General features: G+C 62.2%; 25 protein-coding genes. 12 read left to right on the top strand and 13 right to left on the bottom strand.

Annotation, left to right across the window (positions count from 1 at the left end):
• Nucleotides 1-129 precede the first annotated feature (129 nt).
• The 3 genes from NKH13_RS08670 to NKH13_RS08660 all read right to left on the bottom strand — a co-directional run bounded on the left by NKH13_RS08670 (nt 130) and on the right by NKH13_RS08660 (nt 1,766).
• Nucleotides 130-399 carry a helix-turn-helix domain-containing protein gene (locus NKH13_RS08670; protein WP_292656925.1) on the bottom strand — a complete coding sequence of 90 codons (270 nt, stop codon included), beginning with the start codon at nt 397-399 and terminating at the stop codon, nt 130-132.
• A 312-nt stretch (nt 400-711) separates the two neighbouring features.
• Entirely contained in the window at nt 712-1,413 is a 702-nt protein-coding gene (locus NKH13_RS08665; RefSeq protein ID WP_352716085.1) for a phosphatase PAP2 family protein, read from the bottom strand.
• Between the two features lie 14 nt (nt 1,414-1,427).
• Nucleotides 1,428-1,766: a hypothetical protein gene (locus NKH13_RS08660; protein WP_023679017.1), complete on the bottom strand. Its 339-nt coding sequence runs from the start codon at nt 1,764-1,766 to the stop codon at nt 1,428-1,430.
• A gap of 199 nt (nt 1,767-1,965) precedes the next feature.
• Here NKH13_RS08660 and NKH13_RS08655 point away from each other — a divergent pair, with 199 nt between their 5' ends.
• Nucleotides 1,966-3,957: a PhoX family protein gene (locus NKH13_RS08655; RefSeq protein ID WP_352912158.1), complete on the top strand. Its 1,992-nt coding sequence runs from the start codon at nt 1,966-1,968 to the stop codon at nt 3,955-3,957.
• A 100-nt stretch (nt 3,958-4,057) separates the two neighbouring features.
• Here the strand turns inward: NKH13_RS08655 and NKH13_RS08650 are convergent, their stop codons facing one another.
• The 4 genes from NKH13_RS08650 to NKH13_RS08635 form a co-directional block, all read right to left on the bottom strand.
• Complete coding sequence (locus NKH13_RS08650) at nt 4,058-4,738, bottom strand: GNAT family N-acetyltransferase (RefSeq protein ID WP_352912156.1); 681 nt, start codon at nt 4,736-4,738, stop codon at nt 4,058-4,060.
• The gene (locus NKH13_RS08645) at nt 4,735-5,226 is read right to left on the bottom strand and encodes a MarR family winged helix-turn-helix transcriptional regulator (protein ID WP_352912154.1); all 492 of its coding nucleotides are present in this window, start codon (nt 5,224-5,226) and stop codon (nt 4,735-4,737) included. Before NKH13_RS08645 ends, NKH13_RS08650 begins: the two co-directional genes overlap by 4 nt.
• 165 nt (nt 5,227-5,391) lie before the next feature.
• Nucleotides 5,392-6,153, bottom strand: a complete 762-nt coding sequence (locus tag NKH13_RS08640; protein ID WP_352912216.1) for an ABC transporter permease — start codon at nt 6,151-6,153, stop codon at nt 5,392-5,394.
• Between the two features lie 14 nt (nt 6,154-6,167).
• The gene (locus NKH13_RS08635) at nt 6,168-7,094 is read right to left on the bottom strand and encodes an ABC transporter ATP-binding protein (RefSeq protein WP_352716093.1); all 927 of its coding nucleotides are present in this window, start codon (nt 7,092-7,094) and stop codon (nt 6,168-6,170) included.
• A 263-nt stretch (nt 7,095-7,357) separates the two neighbouring features.
• On the opposite strand from NKH13_RS08635, the gene NKH13_RS08630 reads away from it, so the two are divergent.
• The 3 genes from NKH13_RS08630 (at nt 7,358) to NKH13_RS08620 (ending at nt 12,383) form a co-directional block, all read left to right on the top strand.
• Complete coding sequence (locus tag NKH13_RS08630) at nt 7,358-8,731, top strand: cytochrome ubiquinol oxidase subunit I (RefSeq protein WP_352912153.1); 1,374 nt, start codon at nt 7,358-7,360, stop codon at nt 8,729-8,731.
• Nucleotides 8,728-9,732, top strand: coding sequence for a cytochrome d ubiquinol oxidase subunit II (locus tag NKH13_RS08625; protein WP_352716098.1), 1,005 nt, complete (start codon nt 8,728-8,730; stop codon nt 9,730-9,732). The genes NKH13_RS08630 and NKH13_RS08625 overlap by 4 nt, the downstream gene beginning before the upstream one ends.
• Before the next feature lie 101 nt (nt 9,733-9,833).
• Nucleotides 9,834-12,383 (top strand): mechanosensitive ion channel family protein, encoded by a 2,550-nt coding sequence (locus tag NKH13_RS08620; RefSeq protein WP_352912151.1) that lies wholly within the window; start codon nt 9,834-9,836, stop codon nt 12,381-12,383.
• A gap of 152 nt (nt 12,384-12,535) precedes the next feature.
• Here the strand turns inward: NKH13_RS08620 and msrA are convergent, their stop codons facing one another.
• The 4 genes from msrA to NKH13_RS08600 all read right to left on the bottom strand — a co-directional run bounded on the left by msrA (nt 12,536) and on the right by NKH13_RS08600 (nt 15,804).
• Complete coding sequence (gene msrA, locus NKH13_RS08615; RefSeq protein ID WP_352912149.1) at nt 12,536-13,264, bottom strand: peptide-methionine (S)-S-oxide reductase MsrA; 729 nt, start codon at nt 13,262-13,264, stop codon at nt 12,536-12,538.
• A gap of 77 nt (nt 13,265-13,341) precedes the next feature.
• The gene (locus NKH13_RS08610) at nt 13,342-13,626 is read right to left on the bottom strand and encodes a hypothetical protein (RefSeq protein WP_352912147.1); all 285 of its coding nucleotides are present in this window, start codon (nt 13,624-13,626) and stop codon (nt 13,342-13,344) included.
• 78 nt (nt 13,627-13,704) lie between these two features.
• The gene (locus NKH13_RS08605; RefSeq protein ID WP_352912145.1) at nt 13,705-14,415 is read right to left on the bottom strand and encodes a DUF1223 domain-containing protein; all 711 of its coding nucleotides are present in this window, start codon (nt 14,413-14,415) and stop codon (nt 13,705-13,707) included.
• A gap of 336 nt (nt 14,416-14,751) precedes the next feature.
• Nucleotides 14,752-15,804: a TadE/TadG family type IV pilus assembly protein gene (locus NKH13_RS08600; RefSeq protein ID WP_352912143.1), complete on the bottom strand. Its 1,053-nt coding sequence runs from the start codon at nt 15,802-15,804 to the stop codon at nt 14,752-14,754.
• 160 nt (nt 15,805-15,964) lie between these two features.
• Between NKH13_RS08600 and lepA the strand changes: the two genes are divergently transcribed.
• On the top strand, nt 15,965-17,770 hold the full coding sequence (lepA, locus tag NKH13_RS08595; RefSeq protein WP_352912141.1) for a translation elongation factor 4: 1,806 nt from the start codon (nt 15,965-15,967) through the stop codon (nt 17,768-17,770).
• 124 nt (nt 17,771-17,894) lie between these two features.
• Here lepA and NKH13_RS08590 read toward each other — a convergent pair whose 3' ends face one another.
• Nucleotides 17,895-18,446 carry an ImmA/IrrE family metallo-endopeptidase gene (locus tag NKH13_RS08590; protein WP_352912139.1) on the bottom strand — a complete coding sequence of 184 codons (552 nt, stop codon included), beginning with the start codon at nt 18,444-18,446 and terminating at the stop codon, nt 17,895-17,897.
• A gap of 6 nt (nt 18,447-18,452) precedes the next feature.
• Nucleotides 18,453-18,761: a helix-turn-helix domain-containing protein gene (locus NKH13_RS08585; protein ID WP_352912137.1), complete on the bottom strand. Its 309-nt coding sequence runs from the start codon at nt 18,759-18,761 to the stop codon at nt 18,453-18,455.
• Between the two features lie 185 nt (nt 18,762-18,946).
• Between NKH13_RS08585 and NKH13_RS08580 the strand changes: the two genes are divergently transcribed.
• The 7 genes from NKH13_RS08580 to NKH13_RS08550 all read left to right on the top strand — a co-directional run bounded on the left by NKH13_RS08580 (nt 18,947) and on the right by NKH13_RS08550 (nt 26,372).
• Nucleotides 18,947-19,579 (top strand): hypothetical protein, encoded by a 633-nt coding sequence (locus tag NKH13_RS08580; RefSeq protein ID WP_352912135.1) that lies wholly within the window; start codon nt 18,947-18,949, stop codon nt 19,577-19,579.
• Nucleotides 19,576-20,967, top strand: a complete 1,392-nt coding sequence (locus tag NKH13_RS08575; protein WP_352912133.1) for a ThiF family adenylyltransferase — start codon at nt 19,576-19,578, stop codon at nt 20,965-20,967. The genes NKH13_RS08580 and NKH13_RS08575 overlap by 4 nt, the downstream gene beginning before the upstream one ends.
• A gap of 207 nt (nt 20,968-21,174) precedes the next feature.
• Nucleotides 21,175-21,699, top strand: a complete 525-nt coding sequence (locus NKH13_RS08570) for a hypothetical protein (RefSeq protein ID WP_352912131.1) — start codon at nt 21,175-21,177, stop codon at nt 21,697-21,699.
• Nucleotides 21,700-21,982: 283 nt separating this feature from the next.
• Nucleotides 21,983-22,354, top strand: coding sequence for a hypothetical protein (locus NKH13_RS08565; protein ID WP_352716395.1), 372 nt, complete (start codon nt 21,983-21,985; stop codon nt 22,352-22,354).
• A 232-nt stretch (nt 22,355-22,586) separates the two neighbouring features.
• On the top strand, nt 22,587-23,213 hold the full coding sequence (locus tag NKH13_RS08560; protein WP_352716124.1) for a CDGSH iron-sulfur domain-containing protein: 627 nt from the start codon (nt 22,587-22,589) through the stop codon (nt 23,211-23,213).
• 121 nt (nt 23,214-23,334) lie between these two features.
• Nucleotides 23,335-24,051, top strand: coding sequence for a hypothetical protein (locus NKH13_RS08555; RefSeq protein ID WP_352912129.1), 717 nt, complete (start codon nt 23,335-23,337; stop codon nt 24,049-24,051).
• Between the two features lie 293 nt (nt 24,052-24,344).
• Nucleotides 24,345-26,372, top strand: coding sequence for a hydantoinase/oxoprolinase N-terminal domain-containing protein (locus NKH13_RS08550; protein WP_352912128.1), 2,028 nt, complete (start codon nt 24,345-24,347; stop codon nt 26,370-26,372).
• Nucleotides 26,373-26,580: the final 208 nt, after the last annotated feature.

Below are 26,580 nucleotides of genomic sequence, written 5' to 3'. Positions count from 1 at the left end.
TCGGCGGTCGCCGTCGCGACTTGGAGCGGCGTGCGTCCAAATGGGCGCACAGATACGCTCCAACACTTTTGAACGGCGCATCGGACTATCCGAAAATCGAATTTGATTTTCGGCGATGCGGCAGTACCATCAGCCCTGCGGGTTCTGCGGCGTGACAGGCTTGAGGCGAACGCCCCTGCCGCCACGCTCGCTCGCCTGGTTCTCGCCGATCAGCTCGACCCCGGCCTCTTCAAGGGCCTGGATGACCTTCATCAGCGTATCGACCACGCCCCGGACCACGCCGTCGCTCGCTTCCATGCGCTGAATGGTTGGAAGCGAAACCCCGGCGCGCTCGGCGAGCGTCTTCTGATCGATGCCGGCCAGCGCCCTCGCGGCACGCATCTGCGCGGCAGTGATCATCGGCCAAAACCCCCGTCTGAATCTGCGGTATCACGTATAATACCTTCATTATGATGGTTCAAGCATCATCTTGCATATGTGAAACATGCAGCACTCTTTGCCAGCCGATGCGCTAGCATGCTACGGCATCGTTTGGCGGGACATCCATTGCGATCCCGATTTCACAGGCGACGACTCAAAAAGGATGAGCAGGTGAAGATATTCAAAGCGTTGGCGACCTCGACAGCCTTGCTGTCGATGGTTTTCCTGCTGGCAGGCTGCGGCCATGGCCTGATCAACAGGCTGATTTGACCGCAAATCGACTGACATGAGTCAGGTGCCGCCGGCCCGCCCGAGCCGTCGCTGCAGGAACCGGGCCGCAAGCCAGCACAGCATCGCCCAGGCAAAGCCGGCGCACCAGCCGGCCAATACGTCGGACGGCCAGTGGACGCCGAGATAGATGCGGCTGATGCCGACCACCACCGTCGTCAGCACCGCCAGCCCGAGCACATAGATCTTCGTTGTCCGCCCGGGCAAAAACCGCGCCGCCATGCTGCCCAGCGTCAAATATGTCACCGCCGACAGCATGGCGTGGCCGCTCGGAAACGAAAGCGATGCCACGTCGGCGAGATGCGAGACCAGATCGGGGCGCGGCCGGTCTATATCGAACTTGAGCACGCTTGACAGGACCTGGCCACCCGCTACCGCGACGAACATGAGAAGCGCCGCGCCTGGCCTGCGTATGAGGAGCAGATAGACGATCATTGCCGCGGTAATCAGGACCAACACGCTGGCGCTGCCGAGGCTGGTGATGTCGCGCATCGCTCCTTCCAGCCACGCCGGTCCGATCGGATTGTCGGGCTGGCCGGCCTTGCGGAAGGCGAGCAGGATTTCGGTATCGAAGGCATGCGGCGTGGTGGCCCGCGCCATCTCCATCAGCTCCTCGAACCCCCACAGCCCGCCGGCAATGATCAGCCCGGCCAGCAGAACCGGGAACTCCAGCCAGTTGCGCAGTCTGCTTGCGGTCTTCTTCATCGGCCCGATCGCAGTTACAGCCTTTGCAGATAGGGCCCGAGCGTGATCAGCGCCACAGCTGCGATGGCAAGCACAATGCCGGTCGCCTGCAAGGCATTGACGCGCTCGCCGAAGAAGACCAGCGCCACCACATTCACCGACACCAGCTGGATCACCGCTGACAGGCTGAACGACACCGACATGCCGAATTCACGGATCAGCCTCAGCATGATCAGATTGCCGAGCGAATAGAGCGCCAACGTCAGCACGATCTTGCCGAGGCTCGGCGCCAGCCCCCACTGTTTGGCAGCCATCGCCGCCAGCAGGAAGATCACCGTCGAAACGCAGAGCTGCCCAAGTCCCCAGAAACTCACTTTTTGTTCCTCCCGATGCGGTCCTACGCCCACCGCAGCTCTTGTTTCCGAAGCGCCGGTCGCGGTCAAGCGGGGCCGATGCTGGATACAAAATCGCAGTGGTAATTAGCCGGCATGTCATCAAACTGTGACCTGCCGGCGATACCGGACTGGCCAGGCAACACGCTCCAGCAATCCATCCAGCCAGAGGCATGCCCCTATGACCGAACATCGCTCCCCTGACGCCCATTTCCGCACCAGCCTGCTCGAGGAAAACGACGGGCCAGGAGCCAATCCCACCGACAACCGCACCATGGGTGAAATCATCGCCGCGCGGTTCTCGCGCCGCGGCTTCCTCAAGGGCTCGCTTGCCGTCTCGGCCATAGCCGCTACCGTCAGCCCGCTGGCGCTGATCACCGCCGACAACGCCCGCGCCGCCGAAGGCTCCGCCTTCGCTTTCGACGAGCTCGAGGCCGGCATCGACGACAAGCATCACGTCGCACCCGGCTATGACGCCGATGTGCTGCTGCGCTGGGGCGATCCGCTGTTCGCCGATTCGCCGGAATTCGATCCGACAAAACAGTCGGCGGAGGCCCAGGCCAGACAATTCGGCTACAACAACGACTATGTCGGCTATATCCCGATCGACGGCTCGGCCGAGCACGGCCTGCTGGTGGTCAACCACGAATACACCAATCCGCACCTGATGTTTTCGGGCCTCGTCACCATCGTCGACGGCAAAGCCAAGCAGGCGCCTCTCAGCAAGGAACAAGTCGACGTCGAGATGACCGCGCATGGCGGCACCATTGTCGAGATCCGCAAGATATCAGGCAAATGGCAGGTCGTTCGCGACGGCAAGCTCAACCGCCGCATCACCTCCAACACCGAGATCGAGCTCTCCGGCCCCGTCGCCGGCCACGACCGCGTCAAGACCAGCGCCGACCCGAGCGGCACCAAAGTCATCGGCACTGTCAACAACTGCGCCGGCGGCGTCACGCCATGGGGCACCTATGTCATGGCCGAGGAGAACATCCACGGCTATTTCTCGGGCGAGCTGCCGCAGAGCCATAAGGAAGCCGCCAATTACAAGCGCCTCGGCATTCCCGAAGGTGCCTATGAATGGGCAGCGCATTACGACCGTTTCGACATCGGCAAGGAGCCAAACGAGCCGAACCGCTTCGGCTGGATCGTCGAGGTCGACGTTCAGGATCCGACTTCGGTGCCGAGGAAGCGCACCGCGATGGGCCGCTTCAAGCATGAGGGCGCCGAGTCGATCGTCGCCAAGGATGGCCGTGTCGTCTTCTATCTCGGCGACGATGAGCGCTTCGACTACGTCTATAAGTTCGTCACCACAGGCAAATTCAATCCGGACGACCGCGCTGGAAACAAGGATTTGCTCGACGATGGCACCTTGCATGTCGGCAAGTTTGCCGAGGACGGTTCGGTCGAATGGTTGCCGATCGTCTTCGGCCAAGGGCCGCTGACGGCGGAGAACGGCTTTGCCAGCCAGGCCGACGTGCTGATCGAAACGCGCCGCGCCGCCGACCTGCTCGGCGCCACCAAGATGGACCGTCCGGAAGACATCCAGCCCAATGCCGCCAACGGCAAGGTCTATGTCATGCTGACCAACAATTCGAAGCGCAAGGCCGATCAGGTCGACGCCGCCAACCCGCGTGCCGAAAATGCCTTTGGCCACATCATCGAGATCGTCGAGGACGGCGGCGATTTCACTGCCACCAAGGGCAAGTGGGAGGTGCTCTTGAAATGCGGTGATCCCTCGGTTGCCGCTGTCGGCGCCACCTTCTCGACCGCAACCACGGCCAATGGCTGGTTCGGCATGCCGGACAATTGCGCGGTCGATTCGGCCGGCCGCCTCTGGGTTGCTACCGACGGCCAGGGCCCGAAGGCCACTGGCCGCACCGACGGTCTGTGGGCGGTCGACACGGAAGGGCCGGCAAGGGCCACATCAAAGCTGTTCTTCCGTGTGCCGATAGGCGCCGAAATGTGCGGCCCGTTGTTTGCGCCGGACGACCAGACCGCCTTCGTTGCCGTCCAGCATCCGGGCGACGGCGGCGAGGACTGGGAGGCTTTCGGCCGTCCATCCTATTATGAGGATTTGTCGACCCGCTGGCCCGACTTCAAGCCGGACATCCCGGTGCGCCCGGCGGTCGTTGCCATCACCAGGCAAGGTGGCGGCAAGATCGCGGTCTGACGCGCAGCCAGGTCTTGCAGTCTCAAGGAAGGATTTCGGCGATACGAAATCCTTCCTTTCCTGATACACGCATCCATGCTGCCCATCATGCGCCGACGAATTATTCGGTGCGCTGAACCACGGCCACATTCATTGTGCTTCGCAACCTGAAGCCAATGGACTTGTATAGTCCTATGGCCGTGGCGTTGCTGGCATAGGCGTGGAGATAGGGAACTTCGCCGCGCGCCACTATCCGGTTTGCCACGAACAGGGACAGCAGCTTGCCCAGGCCGCCGCCCCGAAATTCCGGATGTGAGCATACCCCGCTGAGTTCGGTATAGCCGGGTTGCTTCATGCGCTCGCCGGCCATCGCCGCAAGCCTGCCCTCGATTTTCACACCCCAAAAATCGCCCAGGCTCAAGGCTTCGAGCGTGAATGGGCCAGGCTTGGTGAGCAATGCCAGGGCGAGCATCTCAGCGGCATCGTCTCGCGTCAGACGTTGCACGCGTTTGTCAGACACGGTTTGCAACGGCTGCTCGGCAATCATCTGAACCCCGGCTGCGGTCGAAGTCGCGGAAAGCCCCGCGGGCAGATCAATGGCGTCCGACTGAAGCAGAATGACACTCTCGCCTGGGGGAACAAGCTTTCCGAGCGCCTGCAAGTTATCCGCGTCGTCCGCCCCGGTGGCGGCGAAAGGGACGATTGACGGCCGGTATCGCATGGCGAGGTTGTCACCCTCCGCGAAGGCCCGATGTCGCGTCTGAAGCGCGCTCCAGATAGGGCGGTCAAGCAGGTGCCTCATTGTACCGCATCCTTCGGTTTTTTTACTCGATGGTCGAGGGGAGCCGCGGCGAGGCCGTCCTCGATGGCAGCCAGCTGATCAAGAAGAGGCCCCGAAAGATCCGCGCACAAATCCGCGACGGCGTTCTCGATGCGCGGCCAGACCTCGCGCTTTGCGATATCGACCAGCCGCCGGCCGTCCCGAGTAAGCGAGACAATCCTGCGCCGCTGGTCATCGGTCGACGGACTGACCTCGAGCAGTCCCAATTCGGCCAGAAGCGAGACGCTTCGCGTTACGCCTGGCTGCGCGATGCCAAGGGATTGCGCCAGTTCCCCGACAGACAGCGGACCCAGCCTGTCGAGCGCGGCCAACAGCGGGTACTGGCTCGCCTGAACCGGGACATCCAGCCGGTCGAGCAGGCGCTGCGCCTCCGCTTGCAGTTGTTCGCCTATACGCTTCATCCTGCTGCCCAGGCACAGGAAACCAAGCGATCGTATGACGTCTTCCATAGGTCACTTCGTCTCGTGCGAAAATCGATAACATGATATATAACAATGCATAAAAAGCAAGATCGAGCGTTCAAGCGCCGGCTCCAGGCACGGGCGCAGGCCTATATCGCCTTCGGAAAGGAAACGTTGACCGATAAGGCTGCTTTGCCTGGCACGGCCAGTCGATCAGTTGCGCAGCCGGTAGCCGGTCCTGAAGATCCAGGCGACGATTGCTATGCAGACGAGCAGGAAGACCACCGTCATGCCAAGGCTGACGCCGACCGAAACGTCGGATTTGCCGTAGAAGCTCCAGCGGAAGCCGCTAACCAGGTACACCACAGGGTTGAACAGCGTCACCGTGCGCCAGATGCCGGGCAGCATATTGATCGAATAGAAGCTGCCGCCGAGAAAGGTCAGCGGCGTGATGATCAGCAGCGGCACCAGCTGCAGCTGCTCGAAGCTCTTCGCCCAGATGCCGATGATAAAGCCGAACAGGCTGAAGGTCACCGCCGTCAGCACCAGGAAGGCGAGCATCCAGAACGGGTGCTCGATCGTCAGCGGCACGAACAGCGAGGCCGTCGCCAGGATAATCAGGCCAAGCACGATCGACTTTGTCGCCGCACCCCCGACATAGGCGATGACGATCTCCAGATAGGACACCGGCGCCGACAGCAATTCGTAGATCGAGCCGACGAATTTCGGAAAGTATATGGCGAAAGACGCATTGGAGATCGACTGCGTCAGCAGCGACAGCATGATCAGCCCCGGCACGATGAAGGCGCCGTAGCTGATGCCGTCGATCTCGGTGATGCGTGAGCCGATCGCCGAGCCGAAGACGACAAAATAGAGCGATGTCGAAATGACCGGCGAAACGATGCTCTGCAGCACGGTGCGAAGAGCGCGCGCCATCTCCATCCGATAGATCGCCCATACCGCATGAAGATTCATGACCGCGCGCGGGTTCATGCCTGTTTCCTCACCAGATTGACGAAGATCTCCTCGAGCGAGCTGTTTTCCGTGTCGATGTCGCGGAACTGGATGCCGGCCGCCTCGAGCTCGCGGATCAGCGAGGCGACGCCCGGCCGTTCGCTCTGGTTGTCATAGGTATAGGTCAGCTGCCCGCCATCCGGCGAAAGTTCCAGCGCGTAGCGCGAAAATGCGTCGGGAACGGTGGCCAGCGGGCTGCGCAGTTCCAGCACAAGCCGCTTGCGGCCGAGCTTGCGCATCAGCTCGGCCTTGTCCTCGACCAGCACGATCTCGCCGCGGTTGATGACGCCGACGCGGTCGGCCATCGCCTCGGCTTCTTCGATGTAGTGCGTGGTCAGGATGATGGTGACGCCGTCTTCGCGCAGCCGGCGCACCATCGCCCACATGTCCTGGCGCAGCTCGACGTCGACGCCGGCGGTCGGTTCGTCGAGGAACAGGATGCGCGGCTCATGCGACAGCGCCTTGGCGATCATCAGCCGGCGCTTCATGCCGCCGGACAGCGTGATCGCCTTGGCGTCCTTCTTGTCCCAGAGCGACAGGTCGCGCAGCACTTTTTCGACGAACGCCTTGTCCGCCGGCTTGCCGAACAGCCCGCGGCTGTAATTGACCGTCGCCCACACGCTCTCGAAGGCGTCGATGGTCAGTTCCTGCGGCACCAGCCCGATCAGACTGCGCGCGGCGCGGTAGTCGCGGTTGATGTCATGGCCGTCGACTGTGACGCTGCCCGACGAGCGGTTGACGATGCCGCAGACGATCGAGATCAGCGTCGTCTTGCCGGCGCCGTTCGGCCCGAGCAGCGCAAATATCTCGCCGCGCACAATATCGAGATTTATCTCCTTCAGCGCCTGGAAGCCGGTGGCGTAGGTCTTGGTGACCCCGGAAATCGAGATGATCGGCTGCATGGCTGAAAACGGCTGCTTGAAACAGAGTTGTTGATTTAATCCGCTGAATGTCGGTTCGCAAATCCGTATGTCAATGGCGCTCCTGACAGTTCTGGACATCGAGGTTCGCCGGAATAAGCAACACCCGCCTGGTCGTCCAGCAAAATTCCACGCAAAAGCAGATTAACCGGCACTGCGGCGTTCCGCCTCGCGGCGGGACGCCGCTTTGACCGTCCGGCGCATCAAGCCTATCCTTGTACAAACAAGCAGCAGCCGGAGCCGCCATGGACCCGCTCATCCTGTCGCGCATACAGTTCGGCGCGAACATCTCGTTCCACATCCTGTTCCCGGCGATCACCATCGCGCTCGGCTGGGTGCTGCTGTTCTTCAAGCTCCGCTACAACGCGACAAACGATTCCGCCTGGATGCGCGCTTATTTCACCTGGGTTAAGGTATTCGCGCTGTCCTTCGCCATGGGTGTGGTTTCCGGCGTCACCATGAGTTTTCAGTTCGGCACCAACTGGCCGGGCTATATGGAGACGGTCGGCAACATTGCCGGCCCGCTGCTGGCCTACGAGATACTCACCGCCTTCTTCCTCGAGGCAGCGTTCCTCGGCATCATGCTGTTCGGCTTCCGTCGCGTCTCAAACCGCGTCCATACACTGGCGACGGTGCTGGTGGCCGGCGGCACCACATTGTCCGCCTTCTGGATCATCGCGCTCAATTCGTGGATGCAGACGCCGGCCGGCTTCGAGATGCGCGATGGTGTCGCCCACGCCACCGACTGGTGGGCCGTTGTCTTCAATCCGTCCATGCCCTACCGGCTCGTCCATATGCTGCTTGCTTCGGGGCTGACCGTCTCGTTCCTGATCGCCGGCCTGTCGGCGCTGCGCTATCTCTACGGCGATCGCTCGGAATCGATGTGGAAGGCCTTGCGCACCGGCGTCTTCACCGCCGCGATCCTGATCCCGATCCAGATCTTTGCCGGCGACCAGCACGGCCTCAACACGCTTGAACATCAGCCGCAGAAGATCGCTGCGATGGAGGCCAACTGGAACACCGGTCCCAACGTGCCGCTGGTGCTGTTTGCGCTTCCCGATGAAGCGGCCAAGGAGAACAGGTTCGAGCTCACCATTCCCGATGGCGCCAGCCTTATCCTCAGGCACAGCGCCGGCGGCATCGTACCGGGGCTGAACGACTATACCGGCAACCATCCCCCGGTATTTCCGGTGTTCTGGGGCTTTCGCATCATGGTCGGCACCGGCCTCCTGATGCTCGCTGTCTCCTGGTCGGCGGCCTTCTTCCTCAAGCGCCGCCACAGCCTGCCTAAGCCGCTGGCGCTTGTCATGGTGCCGATGGCGCTGTCCGGCTGGCTGGCGACGCTGGCCGGCTGGTACACCACCGAGATCGGCCGCCAGCCCTGGTTGGTCACCGGCGTGCTGCGTACCGCCGATGCTGTCGGCCCGGTCGCCGGCAGCCATGTCGCGCTGTCGCTCGCGGTCTATCTCATCCTCTACGCGCTGCTGCTGATCGCCTATCTCGGCGTGCTGGTGCATCTGGCATTGAAGGCGGCGAAGGATGGTGACACCTCGCCGCTGCCGGGCGTCATGAACAGGCCGCTGTCGCAGCCGGTTGCGCAACCGGGAGAAACATCATGAGCTTCGACTGGCCGACCCTGTTGCCTCTGATCTTCGCCGGCCTGATGGGCCTCGCCATCCTGATCTACGTCATCCTCGACGGCTTCGATCTCGGCATCGGCATCCTGTTCGCCGCAGCCGAAGATACCGAGCAGGATACGATGATCGCCGCCATCGGCCCGTTCTGGGACGCCAACGAGACCTGGCTGGTGCTGGCGGTCGGCCTGCTGCTGGTCGCCTTCCCATTGGCGCACGGCACCATCCTGACGGCGCTCTACATTCCGGTCTTCGTGCTGCTGGTCGGCTTGATCCTGCGCGGCGTCGCCTTCGATTTCCGCGCCAAGGTGCCTGCCGGCAGGAAGCACCGCTGGAACCGCATCTTCTTTCTCGGTTCGGTCATCGCATCGCTGGCGCAAGGCTATATGCTCGGCGTCTATGTGCTCGGCCTCGACGTCGGCGCTGGCGGCATCGCCTTCGGCGCGCTGGTGGCGCTCTGCCTTGCCGCCGCCTACGCGGCGATGGGAGCGGCGTGGGTCATCTACAAGACGGAAGGCGACCTGCAGAGGAAGGCGGTGCTGTGGCTGCGCACGGCACTGGTGCTGACCGCGCTCGGCATGGTCGCGGTATCGCTGGCCACGCCCTTTGCCAGCGCGCGCATCTTCGACAAATGGTTCGTCTGGCCGGCCATGCTCTATTTGTCGCCGTTGCCGATCCTGTCGGCAGTGCTGTTCCTGTGGCTATGGCGCCAGACCTTCCATCTGCCGAAGCCCGGCGACCGCCACGCGCTGCTCCCGTTCCTGACATTGGCCGCGATCTTCACACTCGGCTTTGCCGGCCTCGCCTGGTCGTTCTACCCTTTCGTGGTGCCCGACCGGCTGACCATCTGGCAGGCTGCTTCGGCACCCGAAAGCCTGGCCGTCATCCTGGTCGGGACGGTCGTCGTGCTGCCGATCATCATCTTCTATTCGTTCTTTGCCTACCGGGTGTTCGCCGGCAAGGCGACGGATCTGACCTATGACTGACCGGCATCGCCGTCGCCGCCTGAAACAGAATATTCATCTTCAAGCGGAATAACCTTCTCTGGCCGGCCCAGCAGAATCGCCGGCAGAAGAAGGGCAACAGAATGACCCCCTTTTTTGCGGCAAGGCAGGATCGGCTGTTGCTTATGCTGATCCGGACGGTCGCGCTGATCGGCGCATTCGCGCTTGCCGGCCTGCTGCCGGCCATACCGCAGGCGCATGCCCAGGACGCGGCCAACTGGACCGGTGTGTGGGACACGAAGTGGCGCGGCGGCGGCGCCCAGATCAAGTTCGAGCAGACCGGCGCTGACGTAAAGGGCGTGTACCCGCTTTATAACGGCCGCATCGAGGCCAAGGCCGACGGCGACAAGCTTGTCGGCCACTGGTTCGAAGGCGACCGCCAGGGCGCCTTCACCTTCGTCCAGTCGCCCGACGGCGGCAGCTTCATGGGTCGTTTCGATGCCGCCACCGCCGAATGGTGGACAGGGGTGCGCGTCAGCGCCGTCGAGGACGTCCGTGTCGACCAGTCGAGCCCGATGAGCACCATGCGCTCGTTCCTGCAAACGATGAACGAGAGCGGCGCCGACAACGTGCCGCGCGCCACCGGCGGCGGCATGGGTCTTGCCGGTCTGGCAGCGGGTCTCGTCGACGTCACCGAGACCGACCGCGGCGGCCTCAACATGCCCGATTACACCAAGCTTCTGTTCACCGTCGTCGACAACGCGACGTTCCGTCTGTGGAGCCTGCCGCATGACACGATTGCCGGTGACGAGGTGACGGCGACGCTGCCGCAATACGGCACCAGGGTCTCCTTCGACGTCACTTTTCGCCGCAAGAATGGCGACTGGTTCATCGTCGGGCCGCCACTTGCCCAGCTCCAGGCCAAGCTCGCCGAATTCCAGGAAGCGCGTGGCGAAGCTGTCGACATGGTCGACGATCCGAGCAAGCTGGCCTCGCCGCGCGATACGTTCAAGGTACTGTTGAGCGGCCTCACCGAAGCCGGCGATCCGGCACAGGCGGCGCTCGATCTGCGCAACTACAGTCAGGCGGTGCGCGGCGACGAGGCATTTCTGCTCGAGCGCTATCTCAAAAAGGTCATCGACCGCATCGGCTATGTCTATTGGCAGGAGATCCCCGACGATCCGAAGAGCAACACCCCTTTCGTCTATTTCGAGCATCCCACCGGCAACATCGTCATCGGCCCGGTCGAGACTGAGAAGGGCAAGATCTGGCAGTTTACGCCCGAGACGCTCGCCCACATCCGCGCGCTCTACGCCGACGTCGAAGACGTGCCGGTGGCGCCGGAATTCGCCGCCTTCGCCAGCACCGACCCGTTCTTCATCGCCCGTGGCCTCGCCCGCGAGATCGGCCCCAGCCTGCTCACCCGCGCCGGCCCGATGGAGCACTGGCAATGGTGGATGCTCGGCCTTGCCGCACTGGCCGGCATCGTCTTCGGCTTCATCGCCAATGCGCTGATTTCCTTGTTTGTGCCAAGGACGGACAGCTCGGCCTTCTTCCGCATTGTCGAATGGGCGGTGCGCTCGATCGTGCTTGGCTTCTTCCTGCTGTTGACGCTGCGCCCGCTCGGTCTGCCGCAAGTGGTCGCCGCCCCGGTCAAGGCAATCGCCTGGAGCCTGATCGTGATCGGCGCCGTGCCGGTGGTCTGGCGTCTGATCGGCAAGGTCGCCGACCACTATCGCGGACTGTGGCAGGTGCCCGGCTACCACGACACGCTGATTTCGCTGTCCACCGGTGTCGCGCGCGTCGCCGTGCTGGTCGTCGCCTTCCTGCTGTTGGCCGAAGTGCTCGCCATCCCCTACGAAGGCGTCATTGCCGGTCTCGGCATCGGCGGTCTGGCGGTGGCGCTGGCCGCGCAGCCGACGCTGCAGAACTTCCTCTCCGGCCTGACGCTCTATGCCGATCGGCCAGTCAGCGTCGGCGACTTCTGCAAGTTCGGCGACCAGTCCGGCACGATCGAGCATATCGGCATGCGCTCGACGCGCATCAGGTCGCTCGACCGCACGATCATCTCGGTGCCGAACTCGGATTTCGCCGGCATGCAGATCGAGAACTACGCGCATCGCGACCGCACCCGGTTCGCGACGACGCTGCAGCTGCGCTACGAGACGACGCCCGATCAGCTGCGCTACGTCCTGGCCGAGCTGCGCAAGCTGCTGATCGCCCATCCGCGCGTCATCGACGAGCCGTGCCGCGTGCGCTTTGCCGGCTTCGGCGCCTATTCGCTCGACATCGACGTGTTCACTTATGTCAAAACCGCCGACGTGGCCGAATTTCAAGCCATCCGCGAGGACATCCTATTATCCATGATCAACATCATGGATGATGCCGGCGCGCAGTTCGCCTTCCCTTCGTCACTGGAATACAGAGCCACCGACCTTCCGGTCGACGACGAAAAGCGCATCGCCGCGGAGAAAAGGGTCAGCGATTGGCGCGAGGCGCAAAATCTGCCATTCCCGGACTTCAGCCAGATCGACAAATTCGCCCTCAACAACACGCTTGCCTACCCGCCTGAGGGCTCGGCGCATTATCGCGAGACAGAGCCCGACCCGGACTCGGCCGAGGCAAAGGCGACGCTGGAGAAAGTGCGCTGGAGCCTGCCCTGGAAAAAGGGGGGTATTAATCTCCCCCCTTGAGGGGGAGATGGCCGGCAGGCCAGAGGGGGTCGGTTCGGTTGGCGCGACGCGGCATTTCGAGGAAGACGAAGTTGGCGCTCAGCGCGCGGCGACCCCCTCTGTCGCCTTCGGCGACATCTCCCCCTCGAGGGGGGAGATTACCTCCCCACAACTCAGCTCTTGTTGGCGGCCAGCACCAGAACCGGCTTTTCGCTGTAGAGGTTGGGGAACAGCCGCTTCAAATTCTCGACCTTGGGCAGATCGTTGTAGACGATATAGGGATAGGTCGGGTTGAGCGTCAGAAAGTCCTGGTGGTAGTCCTCGGCCGGATAGAAGCTCTTGCCGGTCTCCAGCGTCGTAACGATCGGCTTAGGAAACACCTTGGCCTTATCGAGCTGCGCGATGTAGCTTTCGGCGATCTTTTTCTGCGTGTCGTTTTCGGCAAAGATCGTCGAACGGTACTGGGTGCCGCTGTCTGGCCCCTGATAGTTCAGTTGCGTCGGATTGTGCGCCACCGAGAAATACACCTGCAGCAGCTGGCCGTAGGTCACCTTGGATGGCTCGTAAGTGATCTCGACGGATTCGGCATGGCCCGTCCGGCTGGTGCCGACCATTTCGTAGACGGCCGTGTCCTTGTCGCCGCCGGCATAGCCGGAAACGGCGCTGGTGACGCCCTGGACGTGCTGGAACACGCCTTGCACACCCCAGAAGCAGCCGCCGGCGAAGACCGCCTTCTCGGTGCCGGCGGTGGCCTTCTCGTCCATTGCCGGCGGCGGGATCACCACCGCGTCTTCGGCCGAGACTGCCGGCGTCTGCCAGAACACGGCAGCGGCGGCCGCGAGGATGAGCGCGGCAAGTGCGGCTTTTGTGAAAATCGACGATCGTTTCACGGTTGCGGTCATGTCTGATCTCCCATGATGCTGGTGTGGATTATACGACGGATAGGTCCGCCGGGCTCTCACATTGCTGTGCGCATCGCCTATTTGGCCGGAGCCATGGCATCGCAGGACTTGGTCGCTTCGGCTTTCTTCATGGCGTTCGTTTCGGCGGCTGCCTTGTTCATGCAGTCGGCCTTCATCGGATCTGTCGCCTTCATCGCAGTCGTGGGCATCGCGTCAGGCGCCATTGCGCCCGTCGCCGGCTTCATGGCGTTTGTCGCCATCGCCGGCTTCATCGCATCTTCGGCCCGCGCCGCGCCTCCTGCGAACAGCGCCGTCGAGCAAAGTGCGAAGGCGAGTGCCGCCAGGGTCGGGCGATTGGTCATGATGATCTCCTTGGGTTTGGCAGGGGTTGACGGCACGCGGCGGCGCCGCTGCGCGTTGGGGAAATTTCGCGAGGGTTTCTAGTTCGTAGCGGCGGCCAGAATCGGCCCGCCGCCCGGCACCTGCACCAGCACCGCCGTGCTGAGGCCGCCCGTCGTCGCCGGCAGCGGCAGCGCGGTGGCGTCGCCGGTCCAACTGCCCAGCCTGGTCAGCGAATGCACGACATTGGCGTGCGGCAGCGTGCGGCCGGTGTTTTCTCCGCGCGCCACCGGCACCTCGACGACGCCTTGTCGGTAACGCACCAGCCAGACGTCGGCCTTGCCGCCGGGCACCGGACCGGCGCCGATGCTGACCTTCCCGCCGGCGAGCGACAGCGAAGGTCCGTCGGCGAGGCCGCCGCTCGAAATCAGCTGCTCTATCTCGCCCGGCCTGGCGCCGACCGCATCGGCCTTGCCGTTGACCACCACTTGCGGCGTGAACGGGCCGGAACGGCCGAGCGACGGTTCATAGCGGACCTGGCGCTGCGTGAATTCTTCTTTGCCGAATGTGTCCTTCCAACCGAGATAGTCCCAGTAGGTGACGTTGAAGGACAGCGCCAGCACGCCGGGCCGGTCCTTGACCTTGATCAGATTGGCGTTGGCTGGCGGGCAGGACGAGCAGCCCTGGCTGGTGAACAGCTCGACGACGGTCAGCGTCTGGCCGGCGGCCGCGCTGGTTGCCGAAAACCCAATTGGCGAAAACAGAGCCAGGGCAAGCCCGATAAGGGCAGTGCCGCGTTTCGATCCGGTCATCGCTGTTCTCCTGTGCGGTTCCATGTCCACACTTCGCCGCCGACGCACGGTTCGTTACAGCATCACCGCTTCGTGATCGTTCGCAGCTGTCCCTTCTCCCCTTGTGGGAGAAGGTGGATCGGCGCGTAGCGCCCAGACGGTTGAGGGGTGCTGGAAGAAATGAGGCGTTGGCGTTCCCTGGAACACCCCTCTTCCGACCGAGCTTCGCTCGGCCACCTTCTCCCACAAGGGGAGAAGGGAAGATGGTCGTTCGCAACCAAAAACGCCACCGGGTGGTGACCAGGCGGCGTTGTGACGAGTTCTGGGGCAGGCAGGTGGCACCCAGCCGCGGCCCGGCTATTGTGTAAGCACAGTTTCCGAAGGCCGCTTGTTGAAGGCGCACTTGCCGGTCACCGTGTAGAAGAAGTCGGCATTCGAAATGGCTGCCGGTACGGGATTGCCGCCATCTTCCCAAGCCTGTTTGCTGCTCTGGCCGCATGGCACGAGCGTGAAGATATCGACGGTTTCTCCGTTCGCAATTTCGACGCCGTCGGCGTAAAGCCGGTTCGATGTCGCCGGATCGTTCGATTTGAGCACGGATGGATTGCCGGACGGCACATCCATCCGCAGGTACAGCTGGTCCATCTGGCTGACGTCGATCACCGCACCGGCACTCGTCGCGGGATACATCGTGCTGACGCAGGTGGTTGCGTATTTCCTGCCGTATGAGTCGGTCTGGGTGATCGTGGTGCTGGGTAAGCCGTAGAAGCTGAGCACTGTGGTGGTCGTGCATACTTGCTGCTGGACGAGCGTGGTCGTCGTTCCGTTGACCGTATACACGCTGGCCGTGCCGTAGCCCTTAGGATCGCCATAACCGTTGTATGTGTAGTCGATCTTCATCAGCTTGTTGGCAGTCGTCTCAGCGAATTTGGTGCCATAGAGCGTCATCGTCTTGTTCCAATAGCCCGAGATCTTGTCGACCTTGAAGGTCGCCTCCACCAATGCCGGCCGCTTTGTCACTGCCGACGCGACGCCGACCTGCACCGTGTTGATCTTGGCGATCTGCATGAAACTCGTCGGCATGGCAAAGCCGGCCGAAGCCTTGATGCTGGCGGCGCCGTCCGTGGCGACGACGAAGCTGTCGAGCTTTGCCGTGCCTTCCCCGCCATTGGCCAGGTATGCCTCCTGCAGCTTCACCTGGCGGTCTGCCAGTGACGTGGTCGTCTCCAGCGTCGTGATCGACAGCGATGCTGCATCGAGCGCGTTCTGCATCGAGGCCTTGGTTGAAACCGCCGAGGTATAGTCGATGGAAAAACCCAATGCGGCAACCATTGGGATAAGCAAAATGGCGAGCATTGGCGCGAACGAGCCGCTCACCGATTTGAGAAATTTGCGTGCTGACAGCGGCATTCCGATCCCCCGAAACGGCGATAGACCCAGTGGGCTATCACGCCGGGCGCGAACTATGCTCTAATCTCATGGATCAAAGTTTAACGACTTTTGGCCCGCCGCCGCCGCACCCGCGCCCCGCCGCTTGCCGATGCATCGTGCCCCTGCTAAAGCGCGCCGCATGACCACGCCGATCAAAAACATCCGCAATTTCTCCATCGTTGCCCATATCGACCATGGCAAATCCACGCTTGCCGACCGGCTGATTCAGTCGACCGGCGGGCTGGAGCTGCGCGACATGAAGGAGCAGGTGCTGGACTCGATGGATATCGAGCGTGAGCGCGGCATCACCATCAAGGCGCAGACGGTGCGGTTGAAATACCACGCCAACAATGGGCAGGACTATATCCTCAACCTGATCGACACGCCCGGCCATGTCGACTTCGCCTATGAAGTGTCACGCTCGCTGGCCGCCTGCGAAGGCTCGCTGCTGGTCGTCGACGCTTCCCAAGGCGTCGAGGCGCAGACGCTGGCCAATGTCTATCAGGCGATCGACAACAACCACGAGATCGTCGTGGTGCTGAACAAGGTCGATCTGCCCGCCGCCGAGCCCGAGCGCATCCGCGAGCAGGTCGAGGAGGTGATCGGCATCGATGCCTCCAACGCCGTGCTGATTTCGGCCAAGACCGGCCTCGGCATTCCCGACGTGCTGGAGGCGATCGTCAACGATCTGCCGCCGCCGCGCGAGGGCAACATCACCGCTCCGCTGAAGGCGATGCTGGTCGACTCCTGGTACGACGCCTATCTCGGCGTCATCGTGCTGGTCCGCATCATCGACGGCGTGCTGAAAAAGGGCCAGACCATCCGCATGATGGGCACCGGCGCCAGGCACCTGGTCGAGCGCACCGGCGTCTTCACGCCCGCCCGCATCAATGTCGACGAGCTCGGCCCCGGCGAGTTCGGCTTCTTCACCGGCTCGATCAAGGAGGTTGCCGATACCCGCGTCGGCGACACCATCACCGAGGACAAGCGCCCAACTGCACAAGCCCTGCCCGGCTTCAAGCCGGCGCAGCCGGTGGTGTTCTGCGGCCTCTTCCCGGTCGACGCCGCCGATTTCGAGGACCTGCGCGCCGCGGTCGGCAAGCTGCGCCTCAACGACGCGTCCTTCTCGTTCGAAATGGAAACCAGTGCGGCGCTCGGCTTCGGCTATCGCTGCGGCTTCCTTGGCCTGTTGCATCTGGAAATCATCCAGGAGCGGCTGGAGCGCGAGTTCAATCTCGACCTCATCGCCACCGCACCTAGCGTCGTCTACCGCCTGGCCTTGACCGACGGCACGACGAAGGAACTGCACAACCCGGCCGACATGCCCGACGTGGTCAAGATCTCGGCCATCGAGGAGCCGTGGATCCGCGCCACCATCCTGACCCCCGACGAGTATCTTGGCGGCATCCTGAAGCTCTGCCAGGACCGGCGCGGCATCCAGTCCGACCTGTCCTATGTCGGCAAGCGCGCCATGCTGATCTACGATCTGCCGCTCAACGAGGTGGTCTTCGACTTCTACGACCGGCTGAAGTCGATCTCCAAGGGCTACGCCTCGTTCGACTATCATCTGACCGACTACAAGGAAGGCGACCTGGTCAAGATGTCGATCCTGGTCAATGAGGAGCCGGTCGACGCGCTGTCGATGCTGGTCCACCGCACGGCGGCGGAAAAGCGCGGCCGCCAGATGTGCGAGAAGCTGAAGGAGCTGATCCCGCACCATCTGTTCAAGATCCCGATCCAGGCGGCGATCGGCGGCAAGGTCATCGCCCGCGAGACCATCTCGGCGCTGCGCAAGGACGTCACCGCAAAATGCTACGGCGGCGACGTCTCACGCAAGCGCAAGCTGCTCGACAAGCAGAAAGAGGGCAAGAAGCGGATGCGCCAGTTCGGCAAGGTGGACATCCCGCAGGAGGCGTTTATCCAGGCGCTGAAGATGGGGGATTGAGGGGGCCGTGAGCGCCCGGAGAGCAGAAGTCTCCGGAGCTAGGATCGCGAAAAGGCTATGATTCAGCTCAGGCCGTCAATCGAAACGACAGATACACGAAGTACCCAGCCATTGAAGGTGAGCGCTAAGTGGCCACTTGCGCTAAAAACAGATTTGCCACCCGATAGGTCATCGCTTGAACGCTTACCGAGTAGTTTCTTGCCATTTTTGCAATTTGAGAGTCGTCTTCTAGGTCGATATTGTATTTTATGAGGTCTCTCTTTAGAGAGGGTAGAGGCATAAGTATTTCGGCCGCGAACTGGTTTGCCTCAACCTCCATTATATCTTCAGCGGTAGAGGAGATCTCATCGCGTCTAAGGACGGAAAAAGTCTTGTCAACAAATATATCTTGCGAATGGAAAACTATGTGCCCACATTCGTGAGCAATTGTAAATCTTTGACGATTTTTATGGTGTGCAGAATTAATTGCTATTATTGCCTGGCCCTTCGTTCTAATTAGCATACCTGCGAGCTCGCCTTCGTAGGGAGCATATTTTATCGCTGCGCCCAAATTACTGGCCACACGCTCAATATCTACTGCACCGCCGGTGTAATCGACCGCGCGTAGCTGTTGCAATGCGCGCGTTCGAACCTCCAAGAGCCGCTTGGAATCTAGCCACACCTTTTTACTACTCATCACTTGCTAACCCTGCAAAGTGCCAACCCATGCTCGAAGTTTCGGATCAACGTCTCCGGGTAATGCATCAACCAAAGAGCCCGTTTCGTTTGATCCGTACTCACTTGGAAGTAGCGCAAGTGCATGCACGCCCAAGACATTCGAAAATAGCAGAAGTTGCCCAACTGTTAGTTGTTGGCCGCCTCTTTCAATATTTGCAACTGAAGGGCGGGAGATACCAACTCTTTTCGCCATTTCTTCTTGGCTTATTTTAAGCTTCGACTCGCGCAATTCTCGTATCGTTGCGCCAATTTCCTCGTAAATCGTATCAAACATTAGCAATACCTCGCGCGCTGACGCGCTTAGGATAATAGCTGTCGGCCAATTCGTCAACGTCGCATACCGACAGTTTTAACAACAAAATATGACGTCAATGATCTTGACGACAAGCTGGGTAGCAAATATGGTCCCGACATTCGTCCTCCCGACGGAACGCCAACATGCCTCACAAGGAGAGGGAAATGCAGAAGTCATTCGAAATTGAGATCGACGGCGACCCCCACGAGACGCAGGAAAAAGAACTGACCGCCGATCAAATTTTGGGGTTAGCCAGCCTGGCTCGCGACGAGTACTACCTGACCGAGATAAAGGGGCAACATACGGAATCGTACCAAGGCAAAGGCGACGAAAAGGTCCACCTTCACCCGGGTTCAAAGTTCATCAGCACTTACACCGGCGCCACGCCGGTGTCTGATGGCCAGTCAGCCGATGCAATGCTTGCTGGAGCCAAGCTCTTTGCAGCGCAGTTGCGGGCCGCTGGTTTCGAGGTGACCGAACTTGGGGACGAACACATCACCTTTCCCTACGAGGTGAGGGCCGGGAGTCACGCCGGCCTGACAATTACGATGGGACTTGTCGTTCTTCCCGATTTTCCGCTTACACCGCCGACTGGGCCGCATATCAACCATATCTTGCATCCCAATAAGGGAGGCGGTGAGCATCCGACGGGCGGTATCCATGATAGCTCCGGGCATAGCAAACATTTCGGTGCCGGGTGGCAGTATTGGAGTCGGCCTTTCCAGACTTGGCAGAATGGCAGCCGGACTGCGGGACGTTACATGGCATTCATCAACGGCCTGTGGGCTACACAATGAGCGGTGTCGGATATAGTGTTGCGCTCACCTGTGAATTAGGGCGCCAACTGCGCGAGCATCTTCTTCGGTATGTGGTCCAAGGACGCAGACAGGAGGAGCTCTGCTTCGCGCTTTGGCGTCCCAGCACAGGACGCAGTCGCGAGACGGCGTTGTTGACGAAAATTATCTTGCCACAAAGTGATGAACGCGAACTCCATGGTGGCGTAAGTTTTCTCCCCAAGTATTTCGACCGCGCGATCGCAGAAGCGTTGAAGGATGCGGCCGGTATCGCATTCCTTCACAATCATTTCACTCCGGGCTGGCAACCGATGAGCGGTCCTGATGTTGTGGCCGAAGAGCGATTGGCACCGCGTGTTTTCGGTGCAACCGGACTACCACTAATCGGTCTGACAATGGGAACAGACGGTGCGCTGAGCGGCCGTTTTTGGCCGCGTGTAGGCCGAGGAGAATTCCGACGCGAATGGTGCGGCACGGTTCGATTGATCGGCGACGAATTCGCCGTGACGTTTATGGACGAACTGATTCCGAAGCCAGAGTATCGAGACGTCTTAAGGCGCACTTACTCGGCATGGGGTGTTGAAAACCAGAACACGTTGGCTCGATTGCACTACGGGGTAGTAGGCGCGGGGAGTGTTGGTGCTTTCATAGCCGAGGCGTTAGTTCGCATGGGCGCTGAGACCGTGACGCTGATCGATTTCGACAACGTCAAAGAACACAATCTGGACCGGCTGTTACATGCAACCGTGGAGGATATCGGGCGTCTCAAAGTTGATGTCGCATCCGACGTCCTTAAGAGACACGCAACATCTGCTTCGGTTGAAATCCGTCCATTCCCGCTATCGATTACGACTGACGAAGGTCTAAAAGCTGCGCTTGATTGCGACATATTGTTCAGTTGCGTTGATCGGCCGTGGCCACGCCACGTTTTGAATATGTTGGCAAACGCGCATCTCCTCCCAGTAGTTGACGGTGGTGTTCTTCTAAGTGTCACGCCAAAGGGCAGGATGCGGGGCGCAGACTGGCGTGCGCACATCGCAATGCCAGGCAGGCCGTGTCTTGAGTGCCTGGGACAGTACAAGCCAGCCGATGTAGCGCTGGAACGGGAAGGATTCTTGGATGATCCGACCTACACTAAAGATTTGCCGAGGGACCATTTTGTTCATCGAAACGAGAACGTGTTTCCCTTCGCGATGAACGCATCAGGTCTGATGATGCTGCAAATGCTTAGCCTTTTGGTAAAGCCATCTGGTGTCTCAAATCCAGGCGGGCGAATTTTCCATTTTGCCACGGAGACCATGGACAAAAATCAATTGCATGATTGCAAGTCGGAATGTTTGTTTGCAAGCCATGTAGGCTTAGGTGATCAATTCCCTTTCCCAGTCATTTAATTGGACACATAACCGTCCGGTTATGTCACTCATTTTTTCGCGCTAGACGCGCCGTCGCGATCGACACTCCCACTGCGACGTTGCGCTCGCCGCCGGCTCGCGCCACATGTGACGGTCGGCAGCTGATCATGCTCTCCTAGGGACAGCGGGCCGCCATTGGAGAACGCCCTATCCTGAAGTATCCTTGGGCTTGGAAGGGAGGTCTCAATGCGTCCCGCCAGCCCTGCCATCTCCGATATCGTCGCCGCGATTGGCCTGGCGATCGGTGGCGCTTTTGGGCTTGCCGGCACCTTCGTGGAGAGCGCCGAGCTTCGCGAAACACTCTGGACGATCGACGGCGTGGCGCTTGTGGTGGCAGCCGCGCTGTTGACGATAAAGTATCAGCGGCTGGGCAACGACTGCGTAGCGGCCGGATTTTTGATTTTCGTTGCCGGCGAGAGCCTGCTGCTCGCCGGCAATGCGGCGGGGCTTGAGGCCAGCGTGGCCTCCTATGTCGGCGGTATCTCGCTTTGGGCGGCGGCGCTGGTCATGATCAGCGCGCCGAAAACCTTCGCGCTGTGGGTGCGGCTCACCGCTGTCGTGGCGGCTGTGCTGTTTGTCGTCTCAGTGGGCCTGATCCTGTGGGGCGCGCCTTTGCTGCCGACCTCGGCGCCGCTGCCCGCTGCCGGATATCCCTTCCTGGTGCTCACATTCATCGGCTGGATCTGGACGCTGCTGAAGCCTGCTCGTTGAGCCCGGCCGGACCGCCCCCTCTCCGGTCGCTTCGCGGCCACCTCTCCCCCACTTCGAGGAGGCGAGGAACCCAAGCTTTGCGAGGCTTCGGCGATTGGCATTTCCTCGCCCCACAACGTGGGGAGAGGTGGTTTGCGAAGCAAACCGGAGAGGGGTCTTGCTTGGCAGCCTCGCGCCTCTCGCGACGCAAATGCCGCAATCACCTCTTCCACCCTTCAACCCGCCATGCCATGCTCCCCCTCGCGGCCGGGCAGGCCGTTTCATTCCGGGGGGAATCATCATGTTGTCTTACGCTTTCGCGCGCCGCGTTGCCGCGGCGCTCTTTATCGTCGCGTTGTTTGCGCCCGTCGCGCATGCCGGCGATGTCACCTTCGAGATCAAGAACAGCCATCCCAACGCCATGCGCGTCGAGCTCTACAGCCAGGACCGCGACTACGTCTGGCCGGGCAACAATCAGGATTATTATCTCAACGACGGCGAGACCAAGTCGATCCCGCTGTCCTGCAATGACGGCGAATCGATCTGCTACGGCGCCTGGGTCGACGGTGACGAGAATACCTATTGGGGCGTCGGCCCCGCCAACACGGAAAAATGCGACGATTGCTGCTACACCTGCAGTGGCGGCGAGACCGAGGAAATCGATCTGGTTCCGTGACGTGGCACATCTCCCCCCTTGAGGGGGAGATGTCGCCAAAGGCGACAGAGCCGCGCGTAGAGCGCCAACCTGTTCTGCAGCAGCAGGCCGAGCCCCGTCGGGCCGACCCCCTCTGGCCGCTATGCGGCCATCTCCCCCTCGAGGGGGGAGATAGAGCGCCCAGCCTCTCGGCCAGCTTGACGGCGTCAGGGCCGCCGCCATAGCGTGATGCCTTCAGCGAGGAGTACAGCTAATGGCCGGCATGGTCGAAAGCGAGAAGATCGATATCGGCTTTTCGGGAAAGCGTTGCATCCATTCGCGCAATTGCGTGCTTGGCGATCCGCATGTTTTCGTGCCCAACGCGCCCGGCCAGTGGATCCACCCCGAGGCGGCCAGCGTCGAGAAGGTCGTGACGCTCGCCGAAGCCTGCCCGTCCGGCGCCATCACCTACGTCCGCAAGGATGGCGGGCCGCAGGAACAGCCGCCGGTGGTCAACACCGTGCGCATAAGGGAGAACGGCCCGCTGGCCGTCCATGCCGAGATAGTGCTGGGCGGCGAAACGTTTTTCCGCGCCACGCTGTGCCGCTGCGGCGCTTCGGAAAACAAGCCGTTCTGCGACGGCAGCCACGCCAAGGCGGGCTTCACCGCCACCGGCGAACCGGCGCTGAAGGATACGCCGGCGCTGGAAGTACGGGATGGCCCGCTGGCCGTGACGCCGACGACCAACGGCCCGCTCAAGCTCGAAGGCAATCTCGAAATCGTCACCGGCACCGGCCACACTGTAGACCGTACGCAGCGCGCCTTCCTCTGCCGCTGCGGCCACTCCGCCAACAAGCCGTTTTGCGATGGCAGCCACAAGCGCGTGGGATTTGCCGGGTAGGCGGCCCAGCGCTCGCCGCCAATCTCGGCCTTCGACAATTGCGCCCGGTTGATGTTAGATCTTTGCTACCGGTGCGTGCATGTGCCGGAGTGGCGGTTCGTCGGGCTTGGGGGATTTCAAATTGCGCAAATATGTCTTGCTGTTTCTCAGCCTTTGTATCGATTACATCTGGGTAAATGCGGCCGTCGTCCTGGCCGACCGGCTGTTTCCCGGCATTGCCGAGACCGTTCTTGGCCAGCCGGCGTCATGGGCGGCTCGGCAGGTCCTTTCGCTGATCCTGTTCAGCCTTGTACGGGTGGCAAACATATCGGTGGGGGAATGGCTGCTGTCCTATGCGCAGATGGAGCAGCCGGCCGGCCAGCGACAATGGGCCAATCTGTTGCTTGGCACGCTTGGTGTCCTGTCCGGGATTTGGTACCTGCTGCGCCTCACCGGACCAGACGACGGCACGCCGTTCCTTTTCATGGTGGAGGACACGCCGCTGAAGACCGCGGCCGTTGCGCTTTACAGCGCCCTATACAGTTGGTGTGGCGTGATGCTGTTGCGGTTCGAGCCCAAGGCGAAGCTCTGCAATGCCCTGCTGTTCGCCTCGGTCCTGCCATTGACCGCGATAAACCTGATCTTCTCCCGCGACGCGCTGATTGCCTCGATGGTGGCGCGCGCCGCCAGCCAGGGCCGCTCGTTCCCGGTGGAAAAGGCGGAGGTCTATGCCCGACTGTCGATCTACTACGCCATCCTGCTTGTCGCGGTGATGCTGACGATCTTGTATTTCTGCCGCGAACGGCCCACCGCTTCTGTCGGCAGGCCGCTAGAAGGCTCGCCGGGCAGCCGGGCGTAGCCCTATTCGGCCAACAAGCCTTTCTTGTGGGGTAGGCGGCCAAGCTGCGAATCTCCCCCCTCGAGGGGGAGATGGCCGGCAGGCCAGAGGGGGTCGTCTCGCGTGGAGCGCCGGCTTCTTCTTTCCTTGGCAGAGAGGGCGTCGCGTCAGGACGTACCGACCCCCTCTGTCGCCTTCGGCGACATCTCCCCCTCGAGGGGGGAGATTACGCTGCCTTGGCCCAGCCATCGCGGCTTTATCGGCCCGTTCATATCCGCTAAGGGGCGGGGCAAGAGAATTCTCCGGACCCAAATATGACCGCCAAGACCAAACCCTCACCCCTGTTCCTCGGCATAGACACCGGCGGCACCTACACTGACGCCGTGCTGTGGTCGGAAGCGGGCGGCCCCGGCGGAAAAGTGCTGGCCAAGGCCAAGGCGCTGACAACGCGCCACGACCTGGCGGTCGGCATATCGGGCGCAGTCGATGCGGTGCTGCAAAAAGCCGACACCGACCCGACTGCGATAAAACTGGTGTCGATGTCGACAACGCTTGCCACCAATGCGCTGGTCGAGGGCCAGGGCGGGCGCGTAGCACTTGTGATGATCGGCTTTGCCGAGGGCGATCTGGCCCGCGACGGACTAAAGGCGGCGCTCGGCTCCGACCCGGTGGTGTTCTGCCCCGGCGGCCACGATGTCCATGGCAATGCGGCAAAGCTCGATCTTTCCGGGCTGGAGGCAGCTTTGCCGGAATTGGAAAAGTCGGTGTCCGGCTTTGCCATCTGCGCCTATTTCGCCACCCGCAACCCGGCGCACGAACTCGCTGCCCGCGACCTGATCCGCGACAGGACCGGCCTGCCGGTCACCGCCAGCCACGAACTTTCGGCCAAGCTCGGCGGCCCGCGCCGGGCGCTGACGACCTTGCTCAACGCCAGGCTGATCTCGATGATCGACCGGCTGGTCGCGGCAACCGAAGGCTTTTTGGCCGCGCGCAACATTGCCGCCCCGCTGATGGTGGTGCGCGGCGACGGCGCTTTGGTCTCGGCCGCCTTTGCCCGCCAGCGGCCGATCGAGACCATCCTGTCCGGCCCGGCCGCCAGCCTGGTCGGCGCCCGCCACATGACCGGCCTCGACGATGCCGTGGTCTCCGACATCGGCGGCACCACCACCGACGTCGCCGTGCTCGACAAGGGCCGGCCGCGGCTCGATCCGGAAGGCGCCACCGTCGGCGGCTTCCGCACCATGGTTGAGGCCGTCGCCATGCGCACTTTTGGCCTCGGCGGCGATTCCGAAGTGGCGCTGGAGGACGGCGCGCTCAGCCCGAGGATCCTGCTCGGGCCGCGCCGCCTGGTGCCGCTGGCGCTGGCCGGCTTGATGCATGGCGAAGTCGTCACGGCGGAGCTCGAACGCCAGCTGCGGGCGCCCAATCCCGGCCGCATGGATGGCCGGCTGGCGGTGCGCACCGGCGTGCCGGAGCGTCTGGCGGCCGGACTGACCGGTGCTGAAGCCAAGCTTTACGAGCTGATCGGTGCCGTGCCGCAGGCTCTCGACAGATTGCTGACCTCGAATGCCCAGAACGCCACCTTGAACCGGCTGGTGTCACGCGGACTGGTGCATGTCGCCGGCTTCACGCCGTCGGATGCCGCGCATGTGCTCGGCAGGCAGGCCAATTGGGATCCGGCCGCGGCGCGTCTGGGTGCCGAGCTATTCGCGCGCAGGCGCGACGGCCGCGGCCAGTTCATCGCGGCCTCGCCGGAGGCAATCTCGGACCGGGTGCTGACCATGCTGACCCGCCTGTCGGCGGAAGTCATCCTCGAAACCGCCTTCGCCGAGGATGGGCTGGATGGCGCGGCGACCGTCGCCCATGCCCTGGTCCAGCGCGCCGTCGACGCCCATCCCGGCATCGCCCGCCTCAGCGTCGCGCTCGACCGTCCGGTCATCGGCCTCGGCGCCTCGGCGCGACTGCATTATGCCGGGCTGGCCGAGCTGGTCGGCAATAACTGCGTGGTGCCGGAGGATACCGATGTCGCCAACGCGCTCGGCGCCGTCGTCGGCCAGGTCCGGGTATCGGCCGAGGCGCGGGTCAGCCAGCCCAAGGAAGGGCTGTTCCGCGTTGCCTCCGGCGAAAGTGTACGCGATTTCAACGACGAGGCCGCGGCGATCGCCGCGGCGGAGAAAGACGTGCGGGCGATTGCCGCCGGGCGGGCGAAGGACGCCGGCACCGACAGCGCCGAGATCGAAATCGCCAGCGAATTCCGCGTCTCCACCGTCGAGGGCCAGCGCATGTTCATCGAGGCGCATGTCGTGGCGGTGGCGTCGGGAAGGCCAAGGATTGCGGTGTGAGCGCGTAATCTCCCCCCTCGAGGGGGAGATGTCGCCGAAGGCGACAGAGGGGGTCGCCGCGCATGAAGCGCGACGTGATTTGGTGCAAAGAAGAGGTCGCACTCCACGCGAGGCGACCCCCTCTGGCCTGCCGGCCATCTCCCCCTCGAGGGGGAGATCGGCAGCGAAAACGCCCTACCTTCACTCTATGCCGAATTGACCCTGCCAC

Source organism: Mesorhizobium sp. M1348 (assembly GCF_040317925.1).
GTDB lineage: Bacteria > Pseudomonadota > Alphaproteobacteria > Rhizobiales > Rhizobiaceae > Mesorhizobium.
This window is presented reverse-complemented; position numbering and strand designations above follow the sequence as displayed.